Source organism: Psychrobacter sp. H26, assembly GCF_059073035.1.
Genome location: NZ_JCACRW010000001.1, coordinates 1,858,092 through 1,873,620 on the forward strand (window position 1 = coordinate 1,858,092; position 15,529 = coordinate 1,873,620).

8 protein-coding genes are annotated in these 15,529 nt (G+C 44.2%); 1 reads left to right on the top strand and 7 read right to left on the bottom strand.

The genetic code is table 11. From position 1 onward, the window contains the following. Window positions 1-26 precede the first annotated feature (26 nt). The 4 genes from AC5JPT_RS07670 to pilM are packed head-to-tail and all read right to left on the bottom strand — an operon-like array spanning window position 27 to window position 2,978. Window positions 27-560 carry a pilus assembly protein PilP gene (locus AC5JPT_RS07670; RefSeq protein WP_319050984.1) on the bottom strand — a complete coding sequence of 178 codons (534 nt, stop codon included), beginning with the start codon at window positions 558-560 and terminating at the stop codon, window positions 27-29. After that, complete coding sequence (locus AC5JPT_RS07675) at window positions 560-1,279, bottom strand: type IV pilus inner membrane component PilO (protein ID WP_319050985.1); 720 nt, start codon at window positions 1,277-1,279, stop codon at window positions 560-562. Before AC5JPT_RS07675 ends, AC5JPT_RS07670 begins: the two co-directional genes overlap by 1 nt. Further along, window positions 1,276-1,923 (bottom strand): PilN domain-containing protein, encoded by a 648-nt coding sequence (locus AC5JPT_RS07680; protein ID WP_443525571.1) that lies wholly within the window; start codon window positions 1,921-1,923, stop codon window positions 1,276-1,278. Before AC5JPT_RS07680 ends, AC5JPT_RS07675 begins: the two co-directional genes overlap by 4 nt. Continuing rightward, window positions 1,923-2,978: a type IV pilus assembly protein PilM gene (gene pilM, locus AC5JPT_RS07685; protein ID WP_319050987.1), complete on the bottom strand. Its 1,056-nt coding sequence runs from the start codon at window positions 2,976-2,978 to the stop codon at window positions 1,923-1,925. Before pilM ends, AC5JPT_RS07680 begins: the two co-directional genes overlap by 1 nt. 192 nt (window positions 2,979-3,170) lie before the next feature. On the opposite strand from pilM, the gene AC5JPT_RS07690 reads away from it, so the two are divergent. After that, the gene (locus tag AC5JPT_RS07690) at window positions 3,171-5,825 is read left to right on the top strand and encodes a penicillin-binding protein 1A (protein ID WP_493857690.1); all 2,655 of its coding nucleotides are present in this window, start codon (window positions 3,171-3,173) and stop codon (window positions 5,823-5,825) included. Between the two features lie 114 nt (window positions 5,826-5,939). Here the strand turns inward: AC5JPT_RS07690 and AC5JPT_RS07695 are convergent, their stop codons facing one another. From AC5JPT_RS07695 to rpoB, 3 genes are all read right to left on the bottom strand, one after another. After that, window positions 5,940-6,464 (bottom strand): DUF6586 family protein, encoded by a 525-nt coding sequence (locus AC5JPT_RS07695; RefSeq protein WP_493844248.1) that lies wholly within the window; start codon window positions 6,462-6,464, stop codon window positions 5,940-5,942. 165 nt (window positions 6,465-6,629) lie between these two features. Continuing rightward, window positions 6,630-10,847: a DNA-directed RNA polymerase subunit beta' gene (gene rpoC, locus AC5JPT_RS07700; protein ID WP_443525568.1), complete on the bottom strand. Its 4,218-nt coding sequence runs from the start codon at window positions 10,845-10,847 to the stop codon at window positions 6,630-6,632. A gap of 151 nt (window positions 10,848-10,998) precedes the next feature. After that, window positions 10,999-15,117 (bottom strand): DNA-directed RNA polymerase subunit beta, encoded by a 4,119-nt coding sequence (gene rpoB, locus AC5JPT_RS07705; RefSeq protein ID WP_443525566.1) that lies wholly within the window; start codon window positions 15,115-15,117, stop codon window positions 10,999-11,001. Between the last annotated feature and the right edge of the window lie 412 nt (window positions 15,118-15,529).

The window sequence follows — 15,529 nt, forward strand, 5'->3', positions numbered from 1 at the left end:
ATTTATTCCTCAAAAAATCTGCCGACTTAGCTTATGGGGGATACCAGCGACTGGGGTTTTTCAACAAACCCTGCGCGGCTGTCTGGCACAATTTCAATCAAGTTAATCTGGGTCGGCGTGATTTCAACAATACGGCCGTCATTCAATCCAAGATAATCACCTACCTTCACACTAGCAACTGAACCATCAGGGCGTTGTACCAATGCGTATCGCTGTCCTTCGGGTGAAACCACGACTCCTCGAAAGATCAGTTGCGATAACTCATATTGCTCAAGTGGTTCTTTGACCCTTGTAATGTCTGGGCGGACGCCATCAATAGACGTCGTAGGACCTTGTACATTGACCAAGCTTGGCGGTAGAAAAGGACTACGCTGCGCGCTGGCACTATAGACAAAATCTTCTACCAGTTCAGCTTGAGGCGGTGGTTCGATAGGCTGTGCTGGCTGGTTACGAATATCAGTCATCGCTTGCTCTGCCATTCCGATACGGTCAGCACAGCCAGCCATAGATACAGCTGAGACACTCAAAGCCAACAACATGGGTAATTTTTGTATACTCATTAGTTGCCTCCTGCGTTTGTATCAGTAGCGACTGCTGCTTCATCTTCAGGAGCAGCTTCTTTGGAACGATAAGTCTTCGTTTGCAGTACCAAATTCAGTTCTGGTAAAACATCCAAACTCGGCTGCGGGTTGCTTACTTCAAAATCATGCATAGTAATGATTCGAGGTAATGCAGCAAGACCACTGATAAAGCTACCAAATTGATGATACTCACCCAAAGCCGCGATACGGATCGGCTGCTCAATAAAGAATTCGTTTTCAATCTCAGGCTCTACTGATATATCTTGGAAACGAATATTACTACCGACGCCTGTCATATTGATACCTTCTACCAATTCTGACACACGGGTATCTTTTGGCAACTGATCTAACAAGGTATTGAATTCAGTTTCCATTTGAACAACTTGCGCTTGATAAGCTTCTAAGTGACGCGCACGTGACTCTTTTTCACGGTAGCTGTCAAGCAAGGTCTGTTGCTGACTCTCAGCTGCCTTGATCTCATCTATTTTGCTGCTAATTGGTAGCGCCCATGACAGTGCTGCGATAAAGGTGATAATAAGACCAATTACCGTTACCTTTACTGGTAATGGCCAGCTGCCATAGTTCTCAGAATCCAATGATTCAAAGCTGCGGCGGAATTCATTTAAGTCAAACTGCTTTTTCGGTTTTAACGCCGTTTTCTTAGTTTTGACTAGGCTTTTCTTGCGGACAAGCTTCATAACTCCCCTCCCACACCATCTTCAGCAGGAACAGGTGTCTCAGATTGTACTTTAGTCGTTACCACAAACTGCACATAACTGTCTTCAGGGTATACAGGGCGTGGTTGTTCGCCAGTAGCGACAGTGTTATTAAGTACTGGAGCTGCTTCATAAGCACTGATATTCTGCTGAATATTACTCACTGCCGAGTTACCCATCCACTTACTACTATCTAAGTTACGAATCAAGCTCGACACAATGTTTGGGTTATCTGCAAGGCCTGTCAAAGTCAAAACATCGCCTTCGCGTTTTAGGTTGTTCAAATATAGTGCTGGTGGAATGGCACGAGCCAAGTCATCCCATAAGCGTACAGGAACCGGACGGCGACCCTGCAAGTCCTGAATAACCTGCATACGCGAGATAATATCTTCACGGCGCTGCTCTAAACTGTCAATTTCAGTGAGTGCCGTATCTAAGCGTGCGTTTTCTTGTTCAATTAATGCATTGGCATCAAGCTGCTCATCGAGCTCATTATTGAAATAGCTCCATGAAGCAAATGCAGCCAGTAAAGTGAGTAGAGTCACTGCGACTACCAGAGTCATAAACTCTTTGTTGCGACGGTCACGCTCTTCTTGTCGCCAAGGTAAAAGGTTAATACGAGCCATTAGTCAAAGCTCCTTAACGCAAGACCGCATGCAGCCATTAGGCTTGGTGCATCAATGGTCAATTGCTCATTATCAATATTAGGCGCAATGGTCATATTGGTAAATGGATTGGCCACACTAACACTCACCCCGAGTTTTTGTTGTGCCAATCCAGCGAGACCTGCGATAGAGCTACTACCGCCTGCAAGTACTACATGGTCAATACTGCTGTACTGACTAGAAGAGAAATAAAACTGCAAAGAACGAGTGATTTGTTGAATGGTACTTTCTATAAAGGGGGTCAAGATTTCAGGATAGTAATCATCAGGTAAAGTACGTTCACGCTTGCTCAGCGTTGCTTCTTCAAACGATAATCCGTAGCGATTCTGGATGGCTTCTGTCAGTTGCACACCGCCAAATAACTGCTCACGACTATAAATAAACTCGCCATTTTTTGCGATATACAAGGTAGTTTGATTATGACCAATATCTACCAATGCAACCAACTCTGGCATGTTTGGCAGATTGTCTACCATCAACCCAAAAGCGCGTTCAATAGCATGTGACTCAATATCCATGACCTTGGCTTGCATACCACCAAATGTGAGGGCATCAACACGTTGGTCGACGTTTTCTGAGCGAGAGGCTGCGAGCAACACTTGCACCATATTGTCATCAACTAAAGACGGGCCTAGCACCTCAAAGTCGAGATTGACGTCTTCTAGTGGATAAGGCACATACTGGTCAGCATCCAAACGTATCTGTGCTTCGCGCTCAACATCGTTTAGCACCATATCCATGTCAATGATTTTGGTAATGACAGCAGATCCTGACACAGCTGTTGCCGCATTACTGCCCGCCACCTGGCAACGTCTCGCTAGACTGGCTATAATGTTGCCAACCGCTTCTGTGTCTACTAAGAGTTTGTCAACGACTATACCTTCCGGTATTCTCTCGATACCATAAGATTTGAGATGGAACATGCCTTGTTGGCGCTGTATGTCAACCAACTTCACTGAAGTGGCACAAATATCCACACCAATCAAATGTCGACTTTTAGAAGTAAATAGCCTCACAAACTCTATACCTTATATTAAGTGTACAATCTGATAGTTATTTGTAATAATTGAATACAATACTTTACTTAATTGATAGATTCAAGCGTTTAAAAATATATTAAGGCCTACTTACACATTTATTATGACCTGCTGATTTTGTTCAAGGTATAATGAGTTATCCGCTACAAACTCTAATTAATAAGTCTTATTATGGCCAAAAAAAATGCTACCGCTCGTCTCATTCACTTTTTGGTGGGGCTTTTTGTCGCTTGCCTAGCATTGGCAGTCATCTTAGCACTTGCTGTGCCCATTGGTTTTTATGGCATGGCGATGTATTTATCGCCGACTCTGCCTAGCACTCAAGAAATTAAAACTGCCAACCTAGAAATGCCATTGCAGATTTATAGTAGCGATGACAAATTGATTGGTCAATATGGTAACCGTTTATCATTGCCAGTCACTTTTGATGAAATACCAAAAGATTTGACTCATGCTTTTTTAGCAGCAGAAGATGCTTCTTTTTTTCAGCATAGTGGTATTAGTATCAAAGGGCTTGGGCGCGCAGTTACTGAAGTTGTGACTGATGACGATAGTCAAACTGGTGGATCTACTATCACCATGCAGGTCGCCAAAAATTACTTTTTGAGTCCAGAGCGTACCTTAAATCGTAAACTGACGGAATTATTTTTAGCACGTAAAATCGAAGACGAGCTGAGTAAAAATGATATTTTAACTCTATATGTCAATAAGATTTATTTGGGCGAAGGCGCTTACGGCATTCGCGCTGCTGCCAAAAAGTATTATAGTAAATCATTAGACAGTTTAAGTATTGCTGAGATGGCAATGCTTGCCGGTCTACCAAAAGCCCCTTCTAAATACAATCCTGTTGCCAATCCTACGCGGGCTTTGACTCGCCGCAACTGGATTATTGGCCGTATGCATGAGCTTGGCTACATTACCAAGGCTCAACATGATGAAGCCGTAAACTCACCTGTGGGCATCAAACTATATCAAGAAAAGCTTGATGTAAATATGCCTTATTTAGCAGAAATGACGCGTGCTACCTTAGTTGAACGCTACGGTGAGCAAGTCATGCATGGCGGTTGGCGCGTACGTCTCACGGTTGATAGCAAAGCACAAACAGATGCAGAAGCTGCCATACTCACAGGCTTAGTGGCCTATGAGCACCGTCATGGTTGGCGCGGTGCCGAAGCAAATGACGAGCCTCTCGAAAATTTCCAGCGCTATAGCAACATGTCCCCTGCTAAAGTTACCAAAGTCAACGCTCGTAGTTTTGAAGCGACCTTAAAGTCAGGTGAAGACGTAACAGTCAACTGGTCTGGTATGCGCTGGGCACGTAAATATATCTCTGCAGACCGTATCGGTTACTACCCTGATAATGCCAGCCAAGTGGTCAGCGAAAATGATATCGTGCGCGTAATACCTACTAATGATGGCGATTGGCAACTGGGACAAATACCTGAAGTACAAGGTAGCTTGGTTTCTTTGAATCCAGAAACTGGTGCTGTCAATGCCTTGGTAGGCGGCTTTGACTTTAATCACAGTAAGTTTAACCGAGCCTTACAAGGCTGGCGTCAACCTGGTTCAACCATTAAACCGCTTGTTTACACCGCGGCTTTAGAAAAAGGCTATCGACCAGACAGCATTGTCTCAGATCGTCCTATACAAGTAGGCGACTGGAAACCTAAAAACTCGGATGAACGCTTCTTGGGCGATATCACCTTGCGCCATGGCTTGTACCTGTCTCGCAACTTGGTTTCTATTCGCTTGTTACAAGCTATTGGTATCTCTGATGCCCGTAACTTACTAGATGAGTTTGGCTTAGACAAAGAAAAACTGCCAACGACTTTATCGCTAGCACTCGGTGCAGGACAAGCAACCCCTTTACAAATGGCAACGGCCTATTCGACCTTTGCCAACGGTGGTCATCGTGTTCAGCCCTACTTTATTGAGCAAATCTATAATTATAAGAACGAGCTACTATTTCAAGCAAACCCTCTCCAAGCCTGTGCGTTGTGTTTTAACGAACAACTCGAAGAGGTCAATAAAACGCTATTAGAGGAATACAATCAATCACTCGAAGATGAGACTAGCACCACCGATGAGTCGACTACTGAAGAGTTAGAGAGTGATGGAGAGACTGAAGAAGAAGCTACTACTGTTGCTGATGATACGATCTACAACGCAGGTCCACAGTCAGATCGCTTAAAAGCGCCTGCTGTACAGTACATCATGGCCAAACAAGCACCGCGAATACTAAAACCTAGAGTCGCATTTGAGATGGCAGATATCCTACGTGATGTCGTGCAGCGCGGTACTGCAGTACGAGCAAAAGCTTTGGGACGTGATGATATTGGCGGCAAAACTGGTACCACCAATGAAGCTAAAGACGCCTGGTTTGCAGGGTTTCATCCTACCAATGCAACAGTAGTATGGATGGGCTTTGATCAACCGACATCTATGGGTCGCCGTGAGTACGGTGGCGTGGCCGCCCTGCCCGTTTGGATAGACTTCATGAAAGCACAGCTAGAAGACACACCAAATCAGTGGGTATCTATTAATAATCGTTCAAAATCTAAAAAGCAACAACAGCAAATTATAGAAATGACTGATGATGGCATTGTCTCTAATGCTGCTGACGATGATGAGTTGTCCGATACCAATCAACCTGCAAAACCGGTTAAAACTCAAACCCAGCAGCGCAAACCAACTGCCCCTGAACCTATCGAAAACTCAAGCATTTCACAGACACAGGCATCGGGCAACAGTCGGAGTACTGACGGATCATCACAGAATGCTTTGTCAGCAACACCCGTTCAGCGTATGCCACCAATGCCAGAGTAGTTTCTATAAATTTATAGCACGTATTTAGAGCAAAAAGACCTGTCCAGTAATCACTGAACAGGTCTTTTTTTATGCTATTAGTTATTATCTCATTTATACTTCCAAGCAGTTTTATTAGAACTCAACCATCCCTGCACGCAACTGCTCAATTAATTCTAAAAGCTGTTGACGCCATTCGCGTATCGTGGCCTCATCAGGTAGCCATTGATTCGATAGAGTAACAACATTAACAATAAGATCTGGTGATACTGAGTTGTCGTTTGGTGTATTGTCTACAACAGTATCTGGTGGTACCGCATAGAGACAGCGTTGATAAGCACGCTCTATATTTGCCACAAAACCTTGCTGCTGCAATTGCTGTAAGCGCTGAATCTCAGGAGATACCTGCGTGCGCGCGCTTAATGCTTGCTCAATATCGAGCAACGTTGGTGCCGTCATATTTAAACTATAGAAATGACCCAGTTCTTGAATAAATGCTAATAGCGCGCCATGCAAATGGAAAATAGCGGTTTCACAATGTGCTTGGTATAACTGCTTGTCATTGGAACCGCCTGCTGCTTGACAAGATAGACGACAAAAATATAGCTTTTGATTGGTTCGATCTGCTTGGTATTTAGCGACGCGTGTTTTGCCTGCCATTTGCTAATTGTCCTTTTATAAATAGTGATTAGAGCCTATTTCCCAGTGTACTATTTTTTTAGATGATAGCACCATGCCTTTCTCAGTTTTTTACACGCACAAAAAAGCCAGCAACTTAGGCTGGCTTTTTATCAAATTAAGAATGAATCAAGATACTTAATACGATTAGTTGTCTTGATTTAACTCTTGAGCAAATGCTTCATCAAAGCTAGCGAAGTCTTTGCTATCAGTGCTTGCAGTCATATCGAAAGCGGCATTAAGATCTTTATCTTGTAGCTTCTGATCTGCTGCTTCTTTACGTGCCTTGTGGTAAGCGAGCCCCGTACCTGCAGGAATCAAGCGACCAACAACCACGTTTTCTTTCAGACCACGTAGCTCATCCACTTTACCAGTCACAGCAGCCGCAGTTAGTACACGGGTTGTCTCCTGGAATGACGCTGCTGAGATAAAGCTTTCAGTTGCAAGACTTGCTTTGGTGATACCTAACAATTGACGCTCAAACTGTACTGGGAATTTATCTTCCGCTTCTAGCTTCGCATTCAATGCTTTGATATCTGCATACTCGACCTGATCACCTTTAAAGTGACTTGAATCGCCGCCGTCAGTGATTTCAACTTTACGCAGCATCTGACGAATGATAACTTCGATGTGCTTGTCGTTGATTTTTACGCCCTGCAAGCGATAAACGTCCTGTACTTCATTGACGATATAGTCAGCAAGCGCAGTTTGTCCTTTCAGACGTAAGATATCATGCGGGTTTTGTGGACCATCAGCGATAACCTCACCACGTGCTACTGTCTCGTTTTCAAAGACGTTGATTTGACGCCATTTCGGGATTAGCTCTTCATGTACTTCACCATCTTCATTAGTAATAATGAAGCGGTTTTTACCCTTGGTCTCTTTACCGAAGCTTACCACACCAGTCATTTCTGCCATGATGGCGTGATCTTTTGGACGACGTGCTTCGAACAAGTCAGCAACACGTGGTAGACCACCAGTAATATCTTTTGTACCAGAAGACGCTTGTGGTACACGGCCTAGAATCGAACCTGCTGCTACTTTTTCACCGTCGCTTACGCGGATGATCGTTTCAGCTGGTAAGAAGTAAACCACTTCTTTACCTTCGTCAGTGTTCAAGATAATCGCAGGACGTAAGTCTTTTGCTGAGCTTGAACGGTCACGAGTCGCTAGAATCTCAAACGAGCTCATACCAGTCGCATCATCAACTTTTACTGTTGCAGTCATACCATCAGTGATGTCACTGAAGCGTGCTGTACCAGCAAATTCTGTGATAATTGGATGCGTATGCGGATCCCATTTAGCGATAGTTTGACCGCCTTCAACCTGCTCTTCGTCTTTCACAAGGACGCTTGAACCATATGGTACTTTATAGCGCTCACGCTCACGGCCAAGCTCATCGGTCAATGCGATTTCAGCTGAACGCGATACGATGACTAAGTGACCATCGGTATGCTGTACTGTTTTCATGTTCTCAAAGTGCGCTTGACCAGCATTACGTACAGAGATGCTGTTGTCTACAGAAGCTGAGCTCGCGGCCCCGCCCACGTGGAACGTACGCATGGTTAACTGAGTACCCGGCTCACCGATAGACTGAGCAGCCATAACACCAACTGACTCGCCGATGTTCACTTTATGACCACGTGCAAGGTCACGACCATAACACTGTGAACACACGCCATGTTCGATATTACAAGTAATAACTGAGCGTACCCAGATATCATCGATTGCGTTGTTATCTAGAACGTTAACCCAGTACTCATCAATCAATGTACCCGCTGGAATCAAGATCTTATCAGCATCATCATTGTACGCAACATCGCGTGCAGTAACACGGCCCAGTACTAGCTCACCTAGCTTCTCAATGATTTCACCACCTTGGATATGTGGTTTCATGAGTAGGCCTTCTTCGGTACCACAATCATCGCTAGTGATAACCAAATCTTGCGCCACATCAACAAGACGACGGGTTAGGTAACCCGAGTTAGCTGTTTTCAGTGCGGTATCCGCTAGACCTTTACGTGCACCGTGAGTTGAGATGAAGTACTGTAGTACGGTCAAACCTTCACGGAAGTTAGCTTTAATCGGTGTCTCAATGATTGAGCCATCTGGTTTCGCCATCAGACCACGCATACCTGCCAACTGACGAATCTGTGCCGCACTACCACGAGCACCAGAATCCGACATGATGAAGATAGAGTTGAATGACTTCTGCTCGTCCTCTTCACCTTGTGCATTAATAACTTTATCTGTTGCCAAGTTGTCCATCATCGCCTTAGCGACTTTGTCATTAGTACGTGACCAAATATCAACGACTTTGTTATAGCGCTCACCAGCAGTTACGAAACCTTGCTCGAACTGATCTTCGATTTCACGTACTTCGCCTTCTGCCACTTCGATAATATTCTTTTTCAGTGGTGGAATGACCATGTCATCGATACCGATAGACACACCAGATAGCGTTGCTTGAGCAAAACCAAGATACATCAATTGGTCAGCAAACATAACACTTTCTTTGACGCCAACTTTACGGTAGCAAGAGTTGATCAAACGAGAGATGTTTTTCTTCGTCATCTCTTGGTTACACTCATCAAACGTCATACCTTTAGGCATGATGTTCCAGATAAGTAGACGACCAGCGACCGTATCTTTGATACTGATCTCTTTGGTCTCGTTACCGTCTTCGTCAATTTGCGTCTCAGTAACACGCACTTTGATCTTAGCGTTTACATGTAGATCATTTGAACCAATTGCACGCAATGCTTCATTAACGGTAGCAAAAATCATGCTCTCGCCTTTGGCATTGATCGACGAGCGACTGATGTAATATAGACCTAGTACAACATCCTGAGAGGGTACGATGATCGGATCACCATTCGCAGGTGACAAGATGTTGTTGGTAGACATCATTAGCGCACGTGATTCAAGCTGTGCTTCTAGCGTCAATGGCACGTGAACGGCCATTTGGTCACCATCGAAATCGGCGTTGAATGCAGTACAAACAAGCGGATGCAACTGGATTGCTTTACCTTCGATCAATACTGGCTCAAATGCTTGCAAGCCCAAACGGTGAAGTGTTGGTGCACGGTTCAAGAGTACTGGATGCTCACGGATAACCATGGCCAGCATATCCCACACTTGTGGCTCTTCGCGCTCTACCATCTTTTTGGCAGCTTTAATCGTCGTTGCTAGACCATGAGACAATAGCTTGTTATAAGTAAATGGCTTGAATAGTTCTAGTGCCATTTTCTTCGGTAGACCACACTGATGTAGACGTAGTGTTGGACCTACAACGATAACCGAACGACCAGAATAATCGACACGCTTACCAAGTAAGTTCTGACGGAAACGACCTTGCTTACCTTTGATCATATCTGCCAAAGATTTCAATGGACGCTTGTTACTACCAGTGATGGCACGACCGCGACGACCGTTATCAAGCAACGCATCTACTGACTCTTGCAACATACGCTTTTCGTTACGTACGATAATGTCAGGAGCACTTAGCTCAAGCAGGCGCTTAAGGCGGTTGTTACGGTTGATCACGCGGCGATATAGATCGTTCAGATCTGATGTCGCAAAGCGGCCACCTTCTAGCGGTACTAGAGGACGCAAATCTGGTGGTAGTACTGGCAAGATATTCATTACCATCCACTCAGGCTTATTATTAGAATCACGGAATGCTTCTAATAATTTGAGACGCTTAGACATCTTCTTAAGCTTAGTCTCAGAACCAGTTTGTGGAATCGCTTCACGTAGCTCATCAATTTCAAGATCGATATCGATGTCTTTTAATAGGTCTTGAACGGCTTCAGCACCCATCTTGGCTGTGAATTCGTCACCAAACTCTTCAAGCGCTTTGTAATAATCTTCATCATCAAGCAACTGGTACTTTTCTAAGCTAGTTAGACCAGGCTCAGTTACGATGTAGCTTTCAAAATATAGAACACGCTCGATATCACGTAGGGTCATGTCTAGCAATAGACCAATGCGGCTTGGTAATGATTTCAGGAACCAAATATGCGCCACAGGACTGGCTAGGTCGATATGACCCATGCGATCACGACGAACTTTAGCAGTGGTAACTTCGACACCACATTTTTCGCAGATAACGCCTTGGAACTTACGGCGCTTATATTTACCACATAAACATTCGAAATCTTTTACTGGGCCAAAGATTTTGGCACAAAAAAGACCATCACGCTCAGGCTTGAACGTACGATAGTTAATGGTTTCAGGCTTTTTTACTTCGCCGTGCGACCATGACTTGATGACGTCAGGTGAGGCTAAAGTAATTTGAATGCTATCAAACTCTTGGTTACCGTTGCCGGTAGGGCTTTGCATGATATCGAGTAAATCTTTCAAGTTGCTTCTCCGTTATCTTTATAATCATCTGACAGCGTACTATAGACGCGGATAAGATGAATGAAGGCAATGAATAGGGTTGAGACAAATTACTAAAAGCAGCAGCAACAAAGCAGACTGCCTTTAGTGGACAACTAAGTTAAACAATGGGTTAGTTGCTTTGTTTTAACTCAATATTGATACCCAGTGATTTGATTTCTTTGGTCAGTACGTTGAACGACTCAGGCATGCCTGGATCCATATACTGCTCACCATCAACGATGTTTTTGTACATACGCGTACGGCCTTCAACATCATCCGACTTCACCGTTAACATTTCTTGCAACGTGTACGTCGCGCCATAAGCTTCTAGTGCCCATACTTCCATCTCACCAAAGCGCTGACCACCAAACTGAGCTTTACCGCCGAGTGGCTGCTGCGTTACTAGAGAATAAGAACCCGTTGAACGCGCATGCATTTTGTCATCAACCAAATGGTTCAATTTGAGCATGTACATGTAACCAACGGTTACTTTACGGTCAAACTTCTGACCTGTACGACCATCATATAACGTCTGCTGACCATCGCGATCCATACCAGCAAGCTCAAGCAGATCTTTGACTTGGCTTTCTCTTGCGCCATCAAATACCGCTGTACCCATTGGGACACCGCCACGTAAGTTAGCTGCTAGCGCCATGATGTCGTCATCATTCAAGCTATCAAGATCAACTTGCTCACCGCCAACTTGGTTGTAGATTTTATCCAAGAAGTCGCGTAGCTCTTTGATTGCTGCTTGAGATTTGAGCATACCGTCAATCTTCTCGCCCAACCCTTTCGCTGCCATACCCAAATGCGTCTCTAGAACCTGACCGATGTTCATACGAGATGGTACACCAAGCGGGTTCAATACGATGTCAACGGTATTACCATTTTCATCATAAGGCATGTCTTCAACTGGCATGATGCGCGATACAACACCTTTGTTACCATGACGACCAGCCATCTTATCACCAGGCTGAATACGACGCTTAACCGCTAGATATACTTTAACGATTTTTTGTACGCCATGTTGCAGGTCATCACCAGCAGTCAATTTGCGTTTTTTCTCAGCAAATTTCACATCGATATCTTTTTGCTTATCAACCAAGTAATCAGAAATCTGGGTCAAACGCTCAGAGATTTCTTCTTCTACTGGTTGAATATCAAGCAATGTCTCAAGGCTCATGTCTTTCATGTCAGCCAAAGCCATTACCGTACCCGCTTTTAGACCAGCACCGCCGCTGACTTTTTGGCCATCTAATAGATTACCAATACGACCACGAGCTGCTTCTTCAAAGATACGTAGCTCTTCTTTCAAATCTTTGCGATAGCTATCAAGCTGCGATTTTTCAATCGCTCTTGCGCGTGCATCTTTTTCAACGCCATCACGAGTGAAGACCTGTACATCGATGACCGTACCTTTACTAGAAGTCGGTACACGTAGCGACGTATCTTTCACATCCGCCGCTTTTTCACCAAAGATAGCCCGTAGTAGTTTCTCTTCTGGCGTTAGTTGTGTTTCACCTTTTGGCGTCACTTTACCCACTAGAATATCACCAGCGTCAACTTCAGCACCGATATAGACGATACCTGCTTCGTCAAGGCTTGATAAGGCTGCTTCACCAACGTTTGGAATATCAGCAGTGATCTCTTCTGTACCTAGCTTGGTATCACGAGCCACACAAGTCAATTCTTGGATATGAATAGTAGTGAAGCGATCTTCTTTCACGACTTTTTCAGATAGCAAGATTGAATCTTCGAAGTTGTAACCATTCCACGGCATAAATGCGATGCGGATGTTCTGACCAAGTGCAAGCTCACCAAGATCCGTTGAAGGACCATCAGCCAAGATATCACCCAAAGCAATCTCGTCACCTTGGTTAACGATAATACGTTGGTTTATACAGGTGTTCTGGTTAGAGCGCGTGTATTTGATCAAGTTATAGATATCGATACCCGCTTCACCAGCAGTCATCTCGTCTTCATTGACACGAACCACGATACGTGAGGCATCAACATCTTCAATCACACCGCCACGCTTAGCAATAACACAAACACCAGAGTCACGAGCAACATGACGCTCCATACCGGTACCTACTAATGGCTTATCAGCACGTAGCGTAGGAACTGCCTGACGCTGCATGTTCGAGCCCATCAAGGCACGGTTAGCATCATCATGCTCTAGGAACGGAATCAAACCTGCTGCAACCGATACTACCTGACTTGGCGACACATCCATATGCGTCACTTTTTCTGGTGGCATACGAACAAACTCACCATAGCTACGAACACTGACCATCTCGTCAGATAACGCGCCTTCTGGAGTTATTGGTGAATCAGCCTGTGCAATGACCGTACCGACTTCTTCAATAGCTGATAGATACTCAATAACGTCAGTCACTTTACCATCAACCACACGGCGATAAGGTGTCTCTAGGAAACCAAAGCTGTTGGTTTTAGCAAAGGTCGCTAGTGAGTTGATCAGACCAATGTTTGGACCTTCAGGAGTCTCAATAGGACATACACGGCCATAATGGGTATCATGTACGTCACGTACTTCAAAGCCTGCACGTTCACGAGTAAGACCACCAGGTCCTAATGCTGATACACGGCGCTTATGAGTAACTTCAGACAACGGGTTGTTCTGATCCATAAACTGTGACAACTGGCTTGAACCAAAGAATTCTTTCACTGCAGCCGCAACTGGCTTAGAGTTGATCAAATCTTGTGGTGACAAGTTATCAGATTCCGCTGAGCTTAAACGCTCTTTTACCGCACGCTCAACACGTACTAGACCAACACGGAACTGGTTTTCTGCCATTTCGCCAACTGAACGAATACGACGGTTACCTAAGTGATCGATATCATCGACATCGCCGCGACCATTACGAATCTCGATAAGCTCTTTTAGAACATTGACGATATCGTCATTGGTCAACACGCTACGTTCACGCTGGACATCAGGATCATCAGTATTATCAAACTCTAAACCGAGACGACGGTTGAACTTCATACGACCAACGTTTGATAAGTCATAACGATCTGCGTTAAAGAACATGCTTTCAAACAGTTTCTCAGCAGTCTCAACCGTTGGTGGCTCACCTGGACGCATGACTTTGTAGATTTCAATCAACGCTTCTTCACGGCTCGACGTGCTATCAGCACGTAGCGTATCAGCGATATAACTACCTTGATCGATATCGTTCGTGAATAGGATGCTGAACTCTTTGATGGCACCACTGGCTTCAAATGAGTTCAATTTAACCAATAACTCATGGTCGATTGGCGTGTTTGCTTTAGCGATGATTTCGTCATTAACAACGATGTCTTCTGCTAAGATACGCTCGTACAGATACTCGTCAGGCACAGCAATCTTCGTCATACCTGCTTCTTCAAGCTGACGGATGCGGCGTGCGTTGATACGCTTGCCCTGCTCTACGATAACGTCACCTTCAGGTGATACGATATCAAACTGTGCCATCTCACCACGCAAGCGATCAGCGACTAGATCAATTTCGAACGTCTCTTCGGCTTTATAAACAGCAACTTTATCAAAGAATAAATCTAAGATTTCAGAAGTGGTCAGACCAAGTGCACGCAGAATGATTGACGCGAGTAGTTTACGGCGACGGTCAATACGAGCAAATACTAAGTCCTTTGCATCAAATTCAAAATCTAACCATGAACCACGATAAGGGATGATACGTGCGTTATAAAGCACTTTACCACTTGAATGCGACTTACCTTTATCATGATCAAAGAAGACGCCAGGTGAACGATGTAGCTGAGAGACGATAACACGCTCAGTACCATTGATAATAAAGGTACCGTTCGCAGTCATCAAAGGCATCTCGCCCATATAGACGCTTTGCTCACGGATATCTTTGATAGCGGCTTTGCTATCTTTGTCTTTGCTGTCTTTGTCTTTGATGATCAAACGGATTTTGACACGCATTGGCGCAGCAAACGTTGAACCACGTAAGATACACTCACGCTCATCAAATTCAGGCGTGCCTAAATAGTACTCAACAAATTGCAACTCAGCGTTACCAGAGTGACTCTCAATTGGGAAAATAGAGGAATACGCAGCTTGCAAACCAGTATTCTCACGAGCTTTTGGCTTTTTGTGCTCTTGCAAAAATTGCTCGTAAGAATCTACTTGAATAGACAGTAAATAGGGAACGTCCATTACAGTGGGCAATTCAGCAAAACTTTTGCGAATACGCTTTTTTTCAGTATAAGAATATGCCATCGAGAGTCCTTACAGTAAACGTGGAAACAAATTAAAAGCGCGGCTAGCATGCATAAATAAGATGCACACTTAGCGACGTAAACGATAATATAAAACGGGTCTTCGTGTTCAGTTCATGTCTTTTCTGTCAATTACTACTTTACTCATCAGTGCTTACCTAGCACATTTCACTTAATCTCATTGTTGATTGCTATATTCATGGTAGGTGAATCAGTCTATATGACTGTTGCGACCAAGAAATTCAACATCATATAATATCTTGCCTATCAGGCTAAACTTACAAATACTTTGCTAGAAATAGAGTCAACTGAGATTGCATATAAACTACTTGCCATCTAAACTATTTCTAAATGAGCTACTTACTACCAAACCATGACCCTACACGTATAAGCGGTCTATGAATCTAAATGCC